Here is a 15,976-nt window from a genome sequence, read left to right on the forward strand (position 1 = left end):
GGTTAATTCCTGAACTGTGCCGGATACGCTTCGCTTATTCTGCCTACACTCGATGGCAGGTCGGATAAGCGAAGCGCACCCGACATTTCACTGGTTAAGACTTCGTCGATTTCTCAAAGCGGCGCAGCAACTGATTCCCACGCTCAACGGCGGTATCCAGCGCCTGCTGTGGCGTCTTCTTACCGGTCCACACGCTTTCCAGTTCTTCATCCACAATCACGCGGATCTGCGGCATGTTGCCCAGACGCAGCCCTTTGGTGAACGGCAACGGCGGCTTGTTCAGCATCTGACGCGTCGCGGTATCCGCCCCGGGGTTTTTCTCGTAAAAGCCCTGCTCACGGGTCAGCTCATACGCCGCTTTGGTGATTGGCAGATAACCGGTTTTCTGATGCCACTCGGCAGCGTTTTCTGGCTTCGCGAGGAAGTCGAGGAACTTCGCCACGCCGGTATACGTTTCTTTATCTTTGCCCTGCATCACCCACAGGCTGGCCCCGCCGATAATGGCGTTTTGTGGCGCACCTTTCGCATCGGCGTCGTAAGGCATCATGCCTACGCCGTAGTTGAATTTGGCGTACTCGCGAATGTTGGCAAGAGAACCAGAAGAGGCTGTCGTCATTGCGCAATCACCGTTATAGAACTTCTCGGTGGATTCATCCTTACGCCCGACGTAGCTGAAGTCGCCCTTCTTGTTCATCTCTTCGAGCATGGTGATGTGTTTCACCTGCTCCGGCTTGTTGAATTCAAGCACCGCGTCTGTGCCGTCAAAGCCGTTGTTTTTGCTGGCAAACGGCAGACCGTTCCAGGCGCTAAAGTTTTCCAGTTGGATCCAGCCCTGCCAACCGCTGGCGTAGCCGCAATTCATGCCGGAGGCTTTCAGTTTCGCGGCATAGTCAGCCAGATCCTGCCAGGTTTTCGGCGGCTGTTCCGGGTCTAACCCTGCTTTCTTGAAGGCGTCTTTGTTGTAATAGAGAACGGGAGTCGAGCTGTTGAACGGCTGGGAGAGTAAGTGGCCCGTTTTGCTGTCAGAGTAGTAACCTGAAACCGTCGGCACAAACTGCGACTCATCGAATTGAATCCCCGCCTCTTTAAACACGTCATACACCGGTTTAATGGCTTTCGACGCCATCATGGTGGCAGTACCAACTTCATAAACCTGCAAAATAGCCGGCGCGTTACCGGTACGGAATGCGGCAATCCCCGCGCTTAAATTCTGTTCGTAGTTGCCTTTATAGGTCGGTACAATTTTGTAATCCGGGTTTTCGGCGTTAAAACGTTGGGCCAGAGAGTCCACCTCTTTCCCCAGTTCCCCTTCCATAGAATGCCAGAACGGAATGGTCGTCACTGCCTGCGCATTGCCCATTAACGCCAGTCCGAGCGCCAGTGCTGAAGCTGTATAATGTAACGGTTTCATTGATTATCTCTCTTGTTGTACCGAATGCGCGAATTCACGCGTTTTATGCTCGCGGGGTAACATGACATGCTCGAATTACAGAAAAATAACTCTTTTGTTACATTTTTAAGATAGTAAGGTGTCAGAAAGATGACAAGGCGGTGACGGCGCGGGTGAGGGAAAATGGGAGATGGGGCACGGATATCCCAAGAATGCACTGAAAAGAGGCGATTAACGACCTTCTAATCGCCAGAACGCCTTACCATGAAGAGCAAAAATGGCAGCAAATTCTGCGTCCAGTTTTGCTGCCCGATGAGAAGTACATTTTTCAATTTTAACAATAGATTGCCGCTACACTGGTCTAACGGCAAAGAAGATTTTCATCGCACCACACTCTGCTTCAGCCGTTCATTGGCGGTCTTAATCCATTCCCGGTAGTGTTTTCTATAATGAGGTCTTGAGCGTTTAGCCGTATCAACCACAGCAACATACTGCTCGTTGGCTTCACGTAGTCGACTCATTTTCGCCAGCATTTCCGCATAGTAAATACGCGCCTGCGGGCCGGGGTAATAAGAAACAAGCACCTCAAACTCGCTTTCCGCATCAGCGTATTTTTCCTGGGCGGCTAAGGTTCTGGCGAACAATAAATGCCCGTCTGCCGACTGAAAATCGGGGTTATAACGCATCACATCTTCCAGCGTCTGCTGGCAGGCGGCGAACTCCTGGATGGCAAATTGTGCCTGCGCCAGGCTCAACATCATTGCCGCTTCATGGACGAATATCCCGCTTAACGCCCGCTGATAATGGGGAACGGCTTCGTGATAACGCCCAAGGCGCGCCAGTTCATTAGCCAACGCATAATGGTTTTGATTGGTCTTCGCAATCGCCAGCTCTTCGGTTAATTTGTGCAGGTGGCGTTCCGGGCTGATTGTGTCCTGCAGACGCATCAGCAAAGTACGCCCGTGACGGTCAGCGCCCGTTTCAGGCAGCATCACCATGACAAAATACGCCACGCAACCAATCACCGGAAAACAGAAGATGATAAAAATCCAATACCGCTCTTGTCCGGTACGGTAAGCGTGAATACAGCAAAGCAGTTCAAGCATGGCGACAACAGCATAATGCATGGGAGGGAACCTTTCCGTGGCAAATAAGTGGTCTGGTTTTAATCCTCCTGGTCAGTCGAAACAAGTCTGTATACGGACGAATACCCGACAGAAGCTGGCTGCCGGGTATTCGATAATTTACCCGCCTAAATACGCACTTCTCACCGCTTCATTCGCCAGCAGCGCATCGCCGGTATCGGAGAGCACCACATGACCGTTTTCCAACACGTAGCCGCGATCAGCAAGCTTCAGCGCCTGGTTGGCGTTCTGCTCGACAAGGAAGATGGTCATCCCCTGCTCGCGCAGCTGCTCGATGGTGTCGAAAATTTGCTGAATGATAATCGGCGCCAGTCCGAGTGATGGCTCATCAAGCAACAACAAACGCGGGTTGCTCATCAGCGCGCGACCAATCGCCAGCATCTGCTGTTCGCCGCCGGACATCGTTCCCGCCCGCTGAACACGGCGCTCATGCAGACGTGGAAACAGTTCATACACCCACTTTATGCGCTCCTGAAACTGGTCACGTTCAGCAAAAAAGCCGCCCATCGCCAGGTTCTCTTCCACCGTCATCCGCGAGAAGACGCGACGCCCTTCTGGGACAATCGCTACCGCTTCGCGCATGATTTTCGCCGTCTGCCAGTCGGTAATGTCTTTATCATCAAACACAATTCGCCCGCTGGTGGCGCGCGGGTCGCCGCATAACGTGCCGAGCAAGGTGGTTTTCCCCGCCCCGTTCGCGCCAATGAGGGTGACAATCTCGCCCTGATTGATATGCAGGCTCACCTCATGTAGCGCCTGGATTTTGCCGTAGTGGGCGCTGACTTTGTCAAAGGACAACATGACTTTTTCCATCTTATGCCTCACCTAAATAGGCACGGATCACGTCCGGGTTATTACGGATTTGCTCCGGCGTACCGTTTGCCAGCGGCGTACCCTGATTGACCACGTAGATTCTGTCTGAAATTCCCATCACCAGCTTCATATCGTGTTCAATCAACAAGATAGTGGTGTTGTGATGGTTACGCAGTTCGGCAATCAGCTCATCCAGCTCTTTCGTCTCTTTCGGGTTAAGACCTGCTGCCGGTTCGTCGAGCATTAAAATCTCCGGCTGCGTCACCATACAGCGGGCGATCTCCAGACGGCGCTGGTCACCGTAGGCCAGGTTACTCGCCTGACGGTTAGCGTGTTCCAGCAAACCAATGCGCTCAAGCCAGGTGGCGGCGCGATCGAGCGCTTCGCTCTGGGCGCGACGGAAAGAAGGCGTTTTCAATAGGCCAGAGAACAGCCCGGTTTTCAGTTGCTGATGCTGCGCCACCAGCAGGTTTTCAATCACCGTCATTTCGCGGAACAGACGCACATGCTGGAAGGTACGCACCACGCCCATGCGGGCAATTTGCTGACCTGGCAAACCTTCCAGATGCTGATCGCGCAGTAAAATGGTGCCGCCAGTGGGTTTGTAGAATCCGGTCAGGCAGTTGAAGACCGTGGTTTTTCCGGCTCCGTTAGGGCCGATTAACGAGACGATCTCCTGCGGGTACAGTTCAAGATTGACGTTGTTCACCGCCAGCAGGCCGCCGAAGCGCATCATCAGGCCGTTAACAGATAATAATGGCTGACTCATGCCTGCTCTCCTTTCGCTGCGCCGTTTTTCAGCTTCAGTTGCGGGCGCGTCATGGGCAGCAAGCCCTGCGGGCGCCAGATCATCATCAGCACCATCAAACCACCGAGCATTAACATGCTGTATTCGTTGAAATCACGCATCAACTCGCGCGATACCACCAGCAGAACTGCCGCCAGAATCACCGCGAATTGCGATCCCATACCGCCGAGCACCACTATCGCCAGCACAAACGCCGATTCGGCAAAGGTGAAGGATTCCGGGCTGACAAAGCCCTGACGCGCCGCGAACAGCGTTCCGGCAAAACCGGCAAACGCGGCACTGATGGTAAAAGCGGTCAGCTTGATACGACGCGGGCTTAAGCCCAGCGAACGACAGGCGATTTCATCTTCTCGCAACGCTTCCCACGCGCGGCCCAGCGGCATCCGCAGTAAGCGGTTGATGACGAATAAAGAAAACACCACCAGCAGCAACGCCACCAGGTAGAGGAAGATAACACGATCGGACGGATCGTATTTCAGGCCAAAGAAATTACTGAAGGTGTCCCAGCCGCCTTCACGGGCGGTACGGCTGAACTCAAGGCCGAAGAAAGTCGGTTTCGGGATCTGACTGATACCGTTTGGGCCGCCGGTAATCTCGGTGTTATTGAGCAGCAATATACGCACAATTTCGCCGAAACCGAGGGTAACTATCGCCAGATAGTCACCGCGCAGACGCAACACCGGGAAGCCGAGCAGGAAGCCCGCCGCCGCTGCCATCAATCCAGCAATCGGCAAACAGGTCCAGAAGCCAAGGCCGTAATAGTGATTGAGCAGCGCAAAGGTGTAAGCGCCGATGGCGTAAAAGCCGCCGTACCCCAGCACCAGCAGGCCGGAAAGCCCCACCACTACGTTCAGCCCGAGGCCGAGGATAATGTAGATCATGGTCAGGGTGGCAATATCCACCGTCCCGCGCGACACCATAAACGGCCACACCACCGCAAGCACCAGCAGCGCCACGAGGAACAGCTTTTGCTTCACCGTGGAGCCATCAATGGCTGGCAGAATAAACTTCGGCCCGGAAACGCTTTTTAGCCCTTTCTGGAAAGCAGGTCGCACAAGCTGGAAGAAAAAGACCACCGCCGTGCCGATAAACACCCACTCCCAACGGACATCCGAAGCCGTGTCGACCACCAGTTTGGTGCCGTCCAGCTCCAGCTGCACGCCCATAAAGACGCCCGCCAGCACAAAGAACATAGCGGCAGAGAGCAGCGCCATTGCAATATGCATCGGTTTCATACTTTCTCTACCTCCGGACGGCCCAGAATACCGGTCGGCATCACCAGCAGCACCAGAATCAGCAGGGCGAATGAGACCACATCTTTATATTCCGTACTCAGATAGGCAGAAGAGAGCGCCTCCGCAATCCCCAGGATCAGCCCGCCAATCATCGCCCCCGGAATGCTACCAATCCCACCGAGTACCGCAGCGGTAAAGGCTTTCATCCCGGCCATAAAGCCGATGTAGGGGTTAATTACGCCGTAGAACTGACCGAGCAGTACGCCCGCCACCGCCGCCATCGCCGCACCAATCACAAAGGTCAGCGCAATCACCCGGTCGGTGTTGATGCCAAGCAGGCTCGCCATTTTCAGGTCTTCGGCGCAGGCACGACAGGCGCGCCCCATGCGGGAATAGCGAATGAAAATCGTCAGCGCCAGCATGGCGAGGAAGGTGACAATCCAGATCACCGCCTGCATGGTAGTAATAGAGGCAGAGAAGTTTTCGCTATGGCCCACCACCCACTGCCCGTTAAACAGGCTGGGCAGCGCCACGTCGCGCGAACCTTCGGTCAGGCTGACGTAGTTTTGCAGGAAGATGGACATGCCGATTGCCGAGATGAGCGCAATCAGACGCTTAGAGTTGCGCACCGGGCGATAGGCCACCCGTTCGATACTCCAGCCGTAGGCGCTGGCAATGACTATCGCGCCGACGAATCCCGCCGCCACCAGCAACCAGCCGGTATCAATGCCCATCATCATCAGTGCGGCGATGATCATAAATGAGACATAGCTGCCAATCATATAAACCTCGCCGTGGGCGAAGTTGATCATGCCGATAATGCCGTAAACCATGGTGTAGCCGATGGCTATCAACGCATAGGTACTGCCCAGCGTGACGCCGTTAAACATCTGCTGCAAGAAATACAAAAACTGCTCAGACATAAGGTAACCTTTCTAAACCCGCCCGCATTTCACGGGCGGTGGGATGATCACTTGGCTGCCGTGGATGAACCGTCGGCGTGCCACTGGAAGACACCAAAATCAAATCCCTTAAGATCGCCTTTTTCATCCCAGTTCAGCGGCCCAATCACGGTATTTGCACCGTTAGCTTTTAAATCTTTCACCAGCGCCAGCGGTTCATCGCTGCCGGTACGCTCAAGGGCAGTCGCCAGAGATTGCACCGCCGCGTAGGTGATCCAGACATAGGGGCCGGTTGGATCTTTTTTGTCGGCTTTCAGGGCATCAACGATGCCCTGGTTTGCCGGATCCTGGTCATAGCGCTTTGGCATGGTGACCAACATACCTTCGGCGGCATCACCGGCAATGTTCGACAGCGACGCATTACCCACACCTTCCGGCCCCATAAACTGAGTTTTCAGGCCAACGGAACGGGCCTGGCGCAGCATCTGCCCCATTTCCGGGTAGTAACCACCGTAGTAAACAAAGTCGATATTTTCTTTTTTCAGGCGGGCAATCAGCGCGGAGAAATCTTTCTCGCCAGCGGTAATGCCGTCGAAGAAAACGATGTTGGCATTAGCCGCTTTCAGACTATCCTGCACCGAACGCGCCAGCCCTTCGCCATACTGTTGTTTGTCGTGAATGATGGCGATGCGCTGGGGCTTCACCGTCTCAAGAATGTATTTCGCCGCCGTTGGCCCCTGGGAGGAATCCAGTCCGGCAGTACGCATAATGTGTTGATAACCGCGTTGGGTCAGTTCCGGGTTGGTCGCTCCCGGTGAGATCATCAAAATACCTTCGTCTTCGTAGATATCTGATGCAGGTTGGGTAGAAGAAGAACACAGATGACCAATAACGTATTTAATGCCGTCATTAACGATTTTGTTGGCGACCGCAACGGCTTGTTTCGGGTCACAGGCATCGTCATATTCCACGCCAACCAGCTTATCGCCCTTAATTCCCCCTTTGGCATTGATGTCTTTGATTGCCTGACGCGCGCCGTTAAATTCCATATCGCCCCACTGGGCAACCGGGCCGGACATCGCGCCGACAACGGCAACTTTAATATCGTCGGCCAACGCGGTGTGTGATATTGCCAGTGCAATCATCCCTGCGATGATAGTTTTCGCATTCCGTTTCATTATTCAAAATCCCCACTCGTAATGTTGTGCTGCTTTGTTTTTATGTATTCAGAAATCAGACTGTTCTTTTTTTATACTGCACTGTTTTTACCTGTCTGATTAAGGGTTTAGCGCAGTATATTGTGATAATAGCGATTAAAATCCCTATTTTTCAGTCGATTAAGAACAGATAATATTCTGAATATGTTGATAGATAAACAGAAAAAAGCGTCGTTGTCAGCATAAAATAACGGCATAAAGGGCGGAACAATTCACTACCCATCAGGGGATTATGCTGGACAATTTTCATTCTCTAATGTTTTTAATTTGTAATTATTGCTGAAAAAAAATTAATCACCTGCCAAAAGAAATAAAAAAGAGAAAGCCTCCGATTAAATTATTTCGCTACACTGGTTCCACTTTTGTGATTTACACGGGTTACCCATGAAGCTGACCATCATTCGATTAGAAAACTTTAGCGACCAGGACCGGATTGACCTGCAAAAGATCTGGCCGGAGTATTCCCCTTCCTCTTTACAGATTGACGATAACCACCGTATCTACGCCGCGCGTTTTAACGAGCGTCTGCTCGCGGCCGTGCGGGTAACCTTAAGCGGCACCGAGGGAGCACTGGATTCCCTGCGCGTGCGGGAAGTCACCCGGCGTCGCGGTGTAGGGCAATATCTGCTGGAAGAGGTTTTGCGTAACAATCCTGGCGTTTCAGGCTGGTGGATGGCGGATGCTGGCGTGGAAGATCGCGGCGTGATGACAGCGTTTATGCAGGCACTGGGGTTTACGTCACAACTGGGCGGCTGGGAGAAGCGTTAATCGCTCTGTGTAAAAAGCAGTTCAATGGATTTAGTTGGGAAAAATAACGCATTTTCGTTTTCTCCGACCAACGGGATAAAGCCCAGCGACCGATAAAACGTATGGGCTTTTTCATTCAGCGCCTCGACAAAAAGACCGTGAATACCTACCGCTAAAGAGGCTGACCAGACGACTTTCATGGCATGAGCAACCAGTGTTGCTCCCCATCCCTGCCCCTGTAATGAACGATCAATTGCCAGACGCCCAAGAGTGACGCTGGGAATATTTTTGTAGGGAATTTTTTTCTGTTTCGATTTCGAGGGCAATGCGGCTCGTTCAAAACAACTGCCGGATAATGTGTAATATCCCAGCACCTGACGTTCTGGAGTGTTGCGACAAAGGATATACGCTCGCAGAATTTTATTGCGATGTTGACGAACCAGATGTGTCGTCAGAAAGAGATTTAACGCTTCCTCGCCGCAGTCGAATCGCTGTAGATCATAATCTGCATCATCGGTCAGAATCTCTATCGTCAGATCATCCATAAATTATTACATTCCCTGAAGACGTTTTGCCGCGCGTTTTAGCTTTTCACCTGGTGACGGGGGATTACTCAGCGCATCCATCACCCGCGTCCAGGATTCCTCATTGAGGATCATCCGCCGATGCTGTTCAATCACTTCCGCAGCCCGCTGTGAAGCGCTGTTCAACATAAATTGGCTGACGGACTGATTAGATATCGCTGCCGCTTCCTCAATCATACTTTTATCATCGTCAGTTAAACGCAGATCGATACGCTGCTTTTTAACAGCAGACATGTGAACTCTCCTGCTCCGTATAATATGTACGGCACATCACCGTACAATAAGCATATCCTGGATTGTTTAATCTTTCTACAACCATTTCGACAAACACAAAAAAACCCGATAGCCGTTAAGCGCATCGGGCATTTTCATTTATCTATCTGTTACTTCGCATCGGTCGCCGTGCCATTGGCGTGCCAGTCAAATACGCCGAACTCAAAACCTTTCAGGTCGCCTTTCTCATCCCAAGTCAGTGGTCCCATCACGGTATCAACCGAGTTCGCTTTCAGGTATTTAGCGATCTCCGCCGGATCGTCAGACTGATTCAGGCCCGCCTGCAAAGATTGCAGCGCGGCGTAGGTGGTCCAGACGAACGCACCGCTTGGATCCTGTTTTTTCGCTTTGATCGCGTCAACAATCGGTTTGTTCGCCGGAACCTGATCGTAGTTCTTCGGCTTGGTCACCAGCAGCCCTTCCGCTGACTCGCCCGCGATATTAGACAGCGAGACGTTAGCCACGCCTTCCGGCCCCATAAACTGAGTTTTCAGCCCTGCCGCGCGTGCCTGACGCAGGATTTGCCCCATTTCCGGGTGGTAACCGCCGTAATAAACGAAGTCGATATTCTCTTTCTTCAGACGCGCCACCAGCGTCGAGAAATCTTTTTCCCCAGCGGTGATGCCATCAAAGAACACCACGTTAGCATTGCCTTTCTTCAGGCCGTCCTGCACCGCACGCGCCAGACCTTCACCGTACTGTTGTTTGTCGTGGACGATAGCAATACGCTGCGGTTTCACTTTCTCAAGAATATATTTCGCCGCCGTCGGTCCCTGGTCGGAGTCCAGGCCGGTGGTGCGCATAATCAACTTATAGCCGCGCGCGGTCAGCTCTGGCGCGGTTGCCGCTGGGGTGATCATTAAAATGCCTTCGTCTTCGTAGATGTCAGACGCTGGCTGCGTTGATGAAGAACAGAGGTGACCAATCACGTATTTAATGCCATCGTTAACGACTTTGTTCGCCACCGCGACCGCTTGTTTCGGGTCACAGGCATCGTCATATTTTACGATTTGCAGTTTGTTGCCTTTAACGCCGCCTTTAGCGTTGATATCCGCTACCGCCTGCTCTGCGCCAGTAAACTCCTGGTCACCGTACTGGGCCACCGGACCAGACATCGCGCCCACGACCGCAACTTTAATATCTTCCGCCAGAGCCATATTGCTGAATGCCAGCGCGATACATCCTGCCAGTAACGCTTTACCCTTTATATTCATCCTGAGAATCCCCATTCTTCTGGTTATTACGTGTGTTGTGATGTTGTTATTCAGCACTTTATTTCGTTTTATGCATGGCTACCCGTGCTTTAGCAGCATACTCTGCTAAAACATACCCGATTTTTATGATATTGGAATAGCTATTTTGACAGTTTATTAACAATCTGCGTGGGGATTGGCGTTTTGCCGGAGGGGGAAATTGATTATTGCAGAGGCCCAAAAAACAAAAACCCCGGACTCTCATCCAGGGTTCTCTGCTTAACAGCGGAAATTACGCTTCAATAGCAGCGCGAAGTTTTTTCATCGCGTTCTTTTCCAGCTGACGCACACGCTCAGCGGAAACACCGTAACGGTCAGCCAGTTCCTGCAACGTGGACTTGTTGTCTTCGTCCAGCCAGCGCGCGCGGATGATATCCTGGCTACGCTCGTCCAGACCTTGCATCGCATCGGTCAGGCGGTTTGCCGCCTGCTCTTCCCAGTTATCATCTTCAATGCCGTCGGCAAAGTTGGATGATTTATCCTGCAGATAGAGCACCGGAGCCATCGGCTGGCTATCGGAATCGTCGTCGGAAGACAGGTCAAAGGTCATGTCCTGCGCTGCCATACGTGACTCCATCTCACGCACGTCTTTGCTGGTTACGCCCAGTTCACGGGCCACCATTTCGACTTCGTCCTGGTTAAACCAGCCCAGACGCTGCTTGGTTTTACGCAGGTTGAAGAACAGTTTGCGTTGCGCTTTGGTGGTCGCAACTTTGACGATACGCCAGTTACGCAGAACGTATTCGTGGATCTCTGCTTTGATCCAGTGAACGGCGAAGGAGACCAGGCGCACACCCACTTCCGGGTTAAAACGGCGCACTGCTTTCATCAGGCCGATGTTACCTTCCTGAATCAAATCCGCCTGTGGCAGGCCATAGCCCGCATAATTACGAGCAATATGAACAACAAACCGCAGGTGAGACAGGATCAGCGTTTTAGCTGCTTCCAGATCGCCATGGTAATGCAGCTTTTCAGCCAGCGCCCGCTCCTCGTCAGCCGACAACATCGGCCACGCGTTAGCTGCCCGGATGTAGGAATCCAGGTTGCCAACAGGGGCTAAAGCTAAACTTTGCATTTTGTCAGTCATTCAAATCCTCTCAATCGATATCTTCTGGCGCCTCAGTGGTAGCAACAACTGTGCCAGAGCTTAAGAGCAATGAGGTTATCATTCACTGTTTTATCAGACCGTGATTTTATCCACAAGTTCAATGCAACGCTGTGAATAAATTACGCACAAAATGTGACATAGAGATGAAATACCGGGAAGAGACAACGGGGTCTCTTTCCCTGCTACGGAACCCATTGCAGGGAAAGAGTATAACACGCTTTTATTATTCAGGCGTAAAATGGCGTAAATGTTGTACCGTGGCAAGCCAGGCTGCCACCCAGCCAATCATCGAACACACCAGCAGCAAAAGCAGACATTCATCGAAAGATAAGCCATTGATATCAAACTTAGTTCCGAAAACCTGCGCCACTTCCGCCACCGCTGACGACAAACGCAGTACCAGAATTTCTGACAAAATTAATGACAACAATGCGCCAGAAAATCCCAGCAGCGCACCGCCGTACAGGAACGGGCGAAGGATGAAACCATCCGTCGCACCAATCAGTTTCTGCACGTTGATGGAGTCACGGCGAGCAAAGATGCTCAGACGTACGCTGTTGCCGATGACGAGGAACACGGCCGCCACCATCAACACGCCGATCATCGCCGAAACGCGCCCGACCAGCCCGGTCAACGCCGCCAGACGGGCAAACCAGCTGTCATCCATCCGCACTTCGTCAATGCCGTTAATCTGAGTGATTCGATCGCGCAGCGTATTCAGTGACTCCGTCCCCTGAAAATCGAGTTTCGGGATCACCACCGCTACTGCCGGAAGCGGGTTTTCTTCCAGCATATCCAGCGCACCACCAAAGCCAGACCAGTTACGGAACTCGCCCAGTGCGTCTTCACGAGAAAGATAGTTCACTTTCTCCACGCCCTGCTCGGCCTGTAGCTGCGCCACCACGCCTGCTGCGGCGTCATCATCCAGTGTTTTTTGTAGATAAACAGTGATTTGTGGTGACGGATAATACTGCGTCGCCGCCTGGTTAACGTTTTTGTACACCATATAACAGACGCTTGGCAGCGTCAGGGAGATGGCAATGACCATCACGGTTAGAAACGTGGCGAACGGTTTGCTTTTCAGATCCTGCAAAGCGCCGTGGAACGCATAGCGCACCTGTTCGTTGAAAACGTTGGTTTTGCGATTTGCCGGTTTTGGCGAGGACTTCGCGCGTTTCGGCGCGTTACGCCCCCCGTCGCCAGAGCCGCCAGCCGATTTACGGAAGCGATCAAGACGCCCGCCAAACTGCCGGATATGATTGATTGCATCGCGCTTATTCATGGCCCACGCCTCCATGCAAGTGACCATCGCTCAGGGTGAGCATGCGATAGGAACGTCGTGAAATCAGGTTGATGTCGTGTGTAGCCATCAATACTGTTACCCCAACGCGATTAAACTCTTCAAACAGACGTAAAATCCCTTCTGACAGCGCATCATCCAGGTTACCGGTCGGTTCGTCCGCCAGCAGTACCGCAGGTTTGTTCACCACCGCGCGGGCAATGCCAACGCGCTGCTGTTCACCGCCAGAAAGCTGTATTGGAAAGTTTTTCGCTTTGTCCAGTAGCCCGACTTTGTCCAGCGCCGCCGATACACGGCGACGAATATCGTCACCGCTGGCACCGGCGATAATCAACGGGATCGCCACGTTATCATAGACAGTACGGTCCATCAGTAGATGGTGCTCCTGGAAAATCATGCCGATCTGGCGGCGCAGAAACGGAACTTCACGGTTTTTCAGACGCGTGATGTCATGGCCGCTAAACCAGATTTTCCCGGCGCTTGGCCGCTCAATCCCACAGATCAGCTTCAGGAGGGTACTTTTCCCTGCACCGGAATGACCGGTCAGAAACGCCATCTCACCCGGCTGCATATGAAACGTAACGCCCTGCAGCGCCTGTCTCCCACCGAGATAAGCCTTGCTGACATGTTCAAAGCGAATCATTGTTAATCCTCTCGGGCAAAAAGTGCCTCTATAAAGTCGTCCGCCTTAAACGGACGCAAATCCTCAATACGTTCGCCGACACCAATATAGCGGATAGGAATACCAAACTGGTCAGCCACCGAGAAAATTACCCCGCCTTTCGCCGTGCCGTCCAGTTTCGTTAACGTGATGCCGGTTAAGCCAACCGCTTCGTGGAACAATTTGGCCTGGCTTACCGCATTCTGCCCGGTGCTGGCATCGATAGTCAGCATAACTTCATGCGGGGCTTCAACGTCGAGTTTCTTCATCACGCGGACGATTTTCTTCAGCTCTTCCATCAGGTGCGATTTGTTCTGCAAGCGTCCGGCGGTATCGGCAATCAGAACGTCAACATTACGCGCCTTCGCAGCCTGAATGGCGTCGAAGATAACAGAGGCGGAATCCGCACCAGTATGCTGGGCAATCACCGGGATATTGTTGCGCTGCCCCCAGACCTGAAGCTGCTCAACCGCTGCCGCACGGAAAGTATCGCCCGCCGCCAGCATGACAGATTTACCTTGCTGTTCAAACTGACGCGCCAGCTTGCCAATCGTCGTGGTTTTCCCCACGCCATTGACGCCGACCATCAGGATCACAAACGGCGCTTTGCCTTCGACGTTCAGTGGTTCATCGACTTTCGCCAGAATCTCGCCCATCTCTTCTTTCAGCAGGCCATAGAGCGCCTCGGCGTCACGAAGCTGCTTGCGGGATGCGCCTTCTGTCAGATTGGTGATGATTTTACGCGTGGTTTCCACACCCACATCGGCGATCAAAAGCTGCTCTTCCAGCTCCTCAAACAGATCATCGTCGATTTTTTTACCGCGGAACAGGCTGATAAATCCGGAACCGAGATTTTCTTTGGTTTTTAACAGGCTGCGTTTCAGGCGCGCGAAGAAACCTTCTTTGGTCGGTTTTTCTTGCTCCTGGGCAATTTCTTCAACCGGCTGCTCTTCTTCTGCCGGAGGAACCACCATCACCGCCTCTTCTGCCGCTTCGGCAGCCAGCGCCTGTGCTTCCAGCTCTTCGTCGGTGATTTCTTCTTTAGCCGCTTCTTCTTGCGCCGCTGCGACAATCTCCACGGTTTCCGCTTCTGCCTGCCATTCTTCTGGCGAAACCTCTTCGGCGTTGACGTCTTCCGGCAATGGCAGCTCTTCACGCTCGATAGCCACTGGCTCCGGCGTGACTTCAGGTTCAACTACCGGTGCTGGCGATTCTTCCACTACGGGTTCTGGCTGCGCACTGACTTCCGCTTCGATAACAGCGTCAGGCTGCACTTTCTCGCTTTCGGCAACCTGTTCCGTCACTTCCACCACTTCGGCAGCAAAAGTTTCCGCCTCGGCTTCAGTATGGGACTGCGGCAACTCCTCAACAGGTTGTTCAGCAACCTTCGCAGGCTCTTCTGCCTGGACAGTTTCTTCTACAACCGATTGATCATTTTGGACTTCTGTCTCTTTTTCCGGGGTCTGCTCTTTTTGACCAAAGCCCAGCCAGGAAAAAAAGCCACGTTTTTTTTCTTTCGCCATCTGCGACTACACTCCTCGCTGTTGCTTCATGGCACAGCGTTAACGCTATGTACATAGCAGCTAAAAAAATGATGAAATAGTCTATCACTTAACTGAATACACATCACCGCCTGCAATTATGTGTTATCTGGCGGATTGAGCAATTTATCATGAAAAAACCGAATCATTCCGGTAGCGGCCAAATCCGCATTATTGGCGGGCTGTGGCGAGGCCGTAAACTCCCGGTTCCGGACAGCCCTGGCCTGCGCCCCACCACCGATCGCGTGCGCGAAACGTTATTTAACTGGCTGGCTCCGGTTATCGTCGATGCGCAATGTCTGGATTGCTTCGCCGGTAGCGGCGCGCTGGGGCTGGAAGCCTTGTCTCGCTACGCTGCGGGTGCCACGCTGATTGAGATGGATCGTGCGGTGCATCAGCAATTAATCAAGAATCTGGCAACCCTGAAAGCAGATAATGCGCGGGTGGTTAACAGCAATGCAATGTCATTCCTGGCGCAAAAAGGCACACCGCATAATATCGTGTTTGTCGATCCGCCATTCCGCCGTGGCTTGTTGGAAGAAACCATTAATTTACTGGAAGATAACGGCTGGCTGGCTGACGAAGCCTGGATATATGTCGAGAGTGAAGTAGAAAATGGCCTGCCTACTGTTCCGGCAAACTGGTCGTTATATCGGGAAAAAGTGGCGGGTCAAGTTGCTTATCGGTTGTATCAGCGTGAAACACAAGGAGAAAGTGATGCTGATTAATATTGGACGTTTGTTAATGCTTTGCGTATGGGGATTTTTAATCCTCAATCTTGTTCAGCCATTTCCGCGACCGCTGAATATATTCGTTAACGTGGCGCTGATTTTTACCGTGCTGATGCATGGTATGCAGCTGGCGCTATTGAAATCCACTTTGCCGAAGGATGGTCTGCAGCTAAGCAGTGCCGAAAAGGTGCGTATTTTCCTTTTCGGCGTGTTTGAACTGCTGGCCTGGCAGAAGAAATTTAAAGTTAAAGTTAAAGTTAAAAAATAA

At 52.4% G+C, this 15,976-nt stretch carries 17 protein-coding genes; 3 read left to right on the forward strand and 14 right to left on the reverse strand.

Annotated features, from left to right (window positions below; translation table 11 throughout):
* Positions 1–94 precede the first annotated feature (94 nt).
* The 7 genes from ugpB to livK form a co-directional block, all read right to left on the reverse strand.
* Complete coding sequence (gene ugpB, locus FEK50_RS14360; protein WP_131161854.1) at positions 95–1,411, reverse strand: sn-glycerol-3-phosphate ABC transporter substrate-binding protein UgpB; 1,317 nt, start codon at positions 1,409–1,411, stop codon at positions 95–97.
* Between the two features lie 359 nt (positions 1,412–1,770).
* Complete coding sequence (locus FEK50_RS14365) at positions 1,771–2,517, reverse strand: tetratricopeptide repeat protein (RefSeq protein WP_131161855.1); 747 nt, start codon at positions 2,515–2,517, stop codon at positions 1,771–1,773.
* A 117-nt stretch (positions 2,518–2,634) separates the two neighbouring features.
* Positions 2,635–3,348: a high-affinity branched-chain amino acid ABC transporter ATP-binding protein LivF gene (gene livF, locus FEK50_RS14370; RefSeq protein WP_000416895.1), complete on the reverse strand. Its 714-nt coding sequence runs from the start codon at positions 3,346–3,348 to the stop codon at positions 2,635–2,637.
* Between the two features lies 1 nt (position 3,349).
* A complete protein-coding gene (livG, locus tag FEK50_RS14375) occupies positions 3,350–4,117 on the reverse strand; it encodes a high-affinity branched-chain amino acid ABC transporter ATP-binding protein LivG (RefSeq protein WP_000082101.1) in 768 nt (255 codons plus the stop codon).
* Positions 4,114–5,391 (reverse strand): branched chain amino acid ABC transporter permease LivM, encoded by a 1,278-nt coding sequence (gene livM / locus FEK50_RS14380; RefSeq protein WP_131161856.1) that lies wholly within the window; start codon positions 5,389–5,391, stop codon positions 4,114–4,116. The genes livG and livM overlap by 4 nt, the downstream gene beginning before the upstream one ends.
* Positions 5,388–6,314, reverse strand: coding sequence for a high-affinity branched-chain amino acid ABC transporter permease LivH (gene livH, locus FEK50_RS14385; RefSeq protein WP_001295111.1), 927 nt, complete (start codon positions 6,312–6,314; stop codon positions 5,388–5,390). Before livH ends, livM begins: the two co-directional genes overlap by 4 nt.
* Positions 6,315–6,361: 47 nt before the next feature.
* Positions 6,362–7,471 (reverse strand): high-affinity branched-chain amino acid ABC transporter substrate-binding protein LivK, encoded by a 1,110-nt coding sequence (gene livK / locus FEK50_RS14390; RefSeq protein ID WP_131161857.1) that lies wholly within the window; start codon positions 7,469–7,471, stop codon positions 6,362–6,364.
* 423 nt (positions 7,472–7,894) lie between these two features.
* Between livK and panM the strand changes: the two genes are divergently transcribed.
* Positions 7,895–8,278, forward strand: a complete 384-nt coding sequence (gene panM / locus FEK50_RS14395; protein WP_130260964.1) for an aspartate 1-decarboxylase autocleavage activator PanM — start codon at positions 7,895–7,897, stop codon at positions 8,276–8,278.
* Here the strand turns inward: panM and ataT are convergent.
* From ataT to ftsY, 7 genes are all read right to left on the reverse strand, one after another.
* Positions 8,275–8,802, reverse strand: a complete 528-nt coding sequence (ataT, locus tag FEK50_RS14400; RefSeq protein ID WP_130260965.1) for a type II toxin-antitoxin system toxin acetyltransferase AtaT — start codon at positions 8,800–8,802, stop codon at positions 8,275–8,277. The genes panM and ataT overlap by 4 nt on opposite strands.
* 6 nt (positions 8,803–8,808) lie before the next feature.
* Positions 8,809–9,075, reverse strand: a complete 267-nt coding sequence (gene ataR / locus FEK50_RS14405) for a type II toxin-antitoxin system antitoxin AtaR (RefSeq protein ID WP_001277106.1) — start codon at positions 9,073–9,075, stop codon at positions 8,809–8,811.
* Positions 9,076–9,224: 149 nt separating this feature from the next.
* Positions 9,225–10,328 carry a branched chain amino acid ABC transporter substrate-binding protein LivJ gene (gene livJ / locus FEK50_RS14410; protein ID WP_130209078.1) on the reverse strand — a complete coding sequence of 368 codons (1,104 nt, stop codon included), beginning with the start codon at positions 10,326–10,328 and terminating at the stop codon, positions 9,225–9,227.
* Positions 10,329–10,599: 271 nt separating this feature from the next.
* Entirely contained in the window at positions 10,600–11,454 is an 855-nt protein-coding gene (rpoH, locus tag FEK50_RS14415) for an RNA polymerase sigma factor RpoH (RefSeq protein ID WP_000130217.1), read from the reverse strand.
* 244 nt (positions 11,455–11,698) lie between these two features.
* A complete protein-coding gene (ftsX, locus tag FEK50_RS14420) occupies positions 11,699–12,757 on the reverse strand; it encodes a permease-like cell division protein FtsX (RefSeq protein WP_130209080.1) in 1,059 nt (352 codons plus the stop codon).
* The gene (gene ftsE / locus FEK50_RS14425; protein ID WP_131161858.1) at positions 12,750–13,418 is read right to left on the reverse strand and encodes a cell division ATP-binding protein FtsE; all 669 of its coding nucleotides are present in this window, start codon (positions 13,416–13,418) and stop codon (positions 12,750–12,752) included. Before ftsE ends, ftsX begins: the two co-directional genes overlap by 8 nt.
* 2 nt (positions 13,419–13,420) lie before the next feature.
* Complete coding sequence (gene ftsY, locus FEK50_RS14430) at positions 13,421–14,959, reverse strand: signal recognition particle-docking protein FtsY (RefSeq protein WP_131161859.1); 1,539 nt, start codon at positions 14,957–14,959, stop codon at positions 13,421–13,423.
* A 149-nt stretch (positions 14,960–15,108) separates the two neighbouring features.
* Between ftsY and rsmD the strand changes: the two genes are divergently transcribed.
* Both rsmD and FEK50_RS14440 read left to right on the forward strand, forming a co-directional pair.
* The gene (gene rsmD / locus FEK50_RS14435) at positions 15,109–15,705 is read left to right on the forward strand and encodes a 16S rRNA (guanine(966)-N(2))-methyltransferase (protein WP_131161860.1); all 597 of its coding nucleotides are present in this window, start codon (positions 15,109–15,111) and stop codon (positions 15,703–15,705) included.
* A complete protein-coding gene (locus tag FEK50_RS14440) occupies positions 15,695–15,976 on the forward strand; it encodes a DUF1145 family protein (RefSeq protein ID WP_131161861.1) in 282 nt (93 codons plus the stop codon). The genes rsmD and FEK50_RS14440 overlap by 11 nt, the downstream gene beginning before the upstream one ends.

This window comes from Escherichia sp. E2586 (assembly GCF_005781105.1).
GTDB lineage: Bacteria > Pseudomonadota > Gammaproteobacteria > Enterobacterales > Enterobacteriaceae > Escherichia.

What these genes read in the sequence shown, in the direction of transcription:
- ftsE (WP_131161858.1), bottom strand. Translation starts at nt 13,418, where the DNA reads ATGATTCGCTTTGAACATGTCAGCAAGGCTTATCTCGGTGGGAGACAG.
- livH (WP_001295111.1), bottom strand. Translation starts at nt 6,314, where the DNA reads ATGTCTGAGCAGTTTTTGTATTTCTTGCAGCAGATGTTTAACGGCGTC.
- ftsY (WP_131161859.1), bottom strand. Translation starts at nt 14,959, where the DNA reads ATGGCGAAAGAAAAAAAACGTGGCTTTTTTTCCTGGCTGGGCTTTGGT.
- ataR (WP_001277106.1), bottom strand. Translation starts at nt 9,075, where the DNA reads ATGTCTGCTGTTAAAAAGCAGCGTATCGATCTGCGTTTAACTGACGAT.
- rpoH (WP_000130217.1), bottom strand. Translation starts at nt 11,454, where the DNA reads ATGACTGACAAAATGCAAAGTTTAGCTTTAGCCCCTGTTGGCAACCTG.
- livM (WP_131161856.1), bottom strand. Translation starts at nt 5,391, where the DNA reads ATGAAACCGATGCATATTGCAATGGCGCTGCTCTCTGCCGCTATGTTC.
- FEK50_RS14365 (WP_131161855.1), bottom strand. Translation starts at nt 2,517, where the DNA reads ATGCATTATGCTGTTGTCGCCATGCTTGAACTGCTTTGCTGTATTCAC.
- livF (WP_000416895.1), bottom strand. Translation starts at nt 3,348, where the DNA reads ATGGAAAAAGTCATGTTGTCCTTTGACAAAGTCAGCGCCCACTACGGC.
- livK (WP_131161857.1), bottom strand. Translation starts at nt 7,471, where the DNA reads ATGAAACGGAATGCGAAAACTATCATCGCAGGGATGATTGCACTGGCA.
- ataT (WP_130260965.1), bottom strand. Translation starts at nt 8,802, where the DNA reads ATGGATGATCTGACGATAGAGATTCTGACCGATGATGCAGATTATGAT.
- rsmD (WP_131161860.1), top strand. Translation starts at nt 15,109, where the DNA reads ATGAAAAAACCGAATCATTCCGGTAGCGGCCAAATCCGCATTATTGGC.
- ftsX (WP_130209080.1), bottom strand. Translation starts at nt 12,757, where the DNA reads ATGAATAAGCGCGATGCAATCAATCATATCCGGCAGTTTGGCGGGCGT.
- ugpB (WP_131161854.1), bottom strand. Translation starts at nt 1,411, where the DNA reads ATGAAACCGTTACATTATACAGCTTCAGCACTGGCGCTCGGACTGGCG.
- panM (WP_130260964.1), top strand. Translation starts at nt 7,895, where the DNA reads ATGAAGCTGACCATCATTCGATTAGAAAACTTTAGCGACCAGGACCGG.
- FEK50_RS14440 (WP_131161861.1), top strand. Translation starts at nt 15,695, where the DNA reads ATGCTGATTAATATTGGACGTTTGTTAATGCTTTGCGTATGGGGATTT.
- livG (WP_000082101.1), bottom strand. Translation starts at nt 4,117, where the DNA reads ATGAGTCAGCCATTATTATCTGTTAACGGCCTGATGATGCGCTTCGGC.
- livJ (WP_130209078.1), bottom strand. Translation starts at nt 10,328, where the DNA reads ATGAATATAAAGGGTAAAGCGTTACTGGCAGGATGTATCGCGCTGGCA.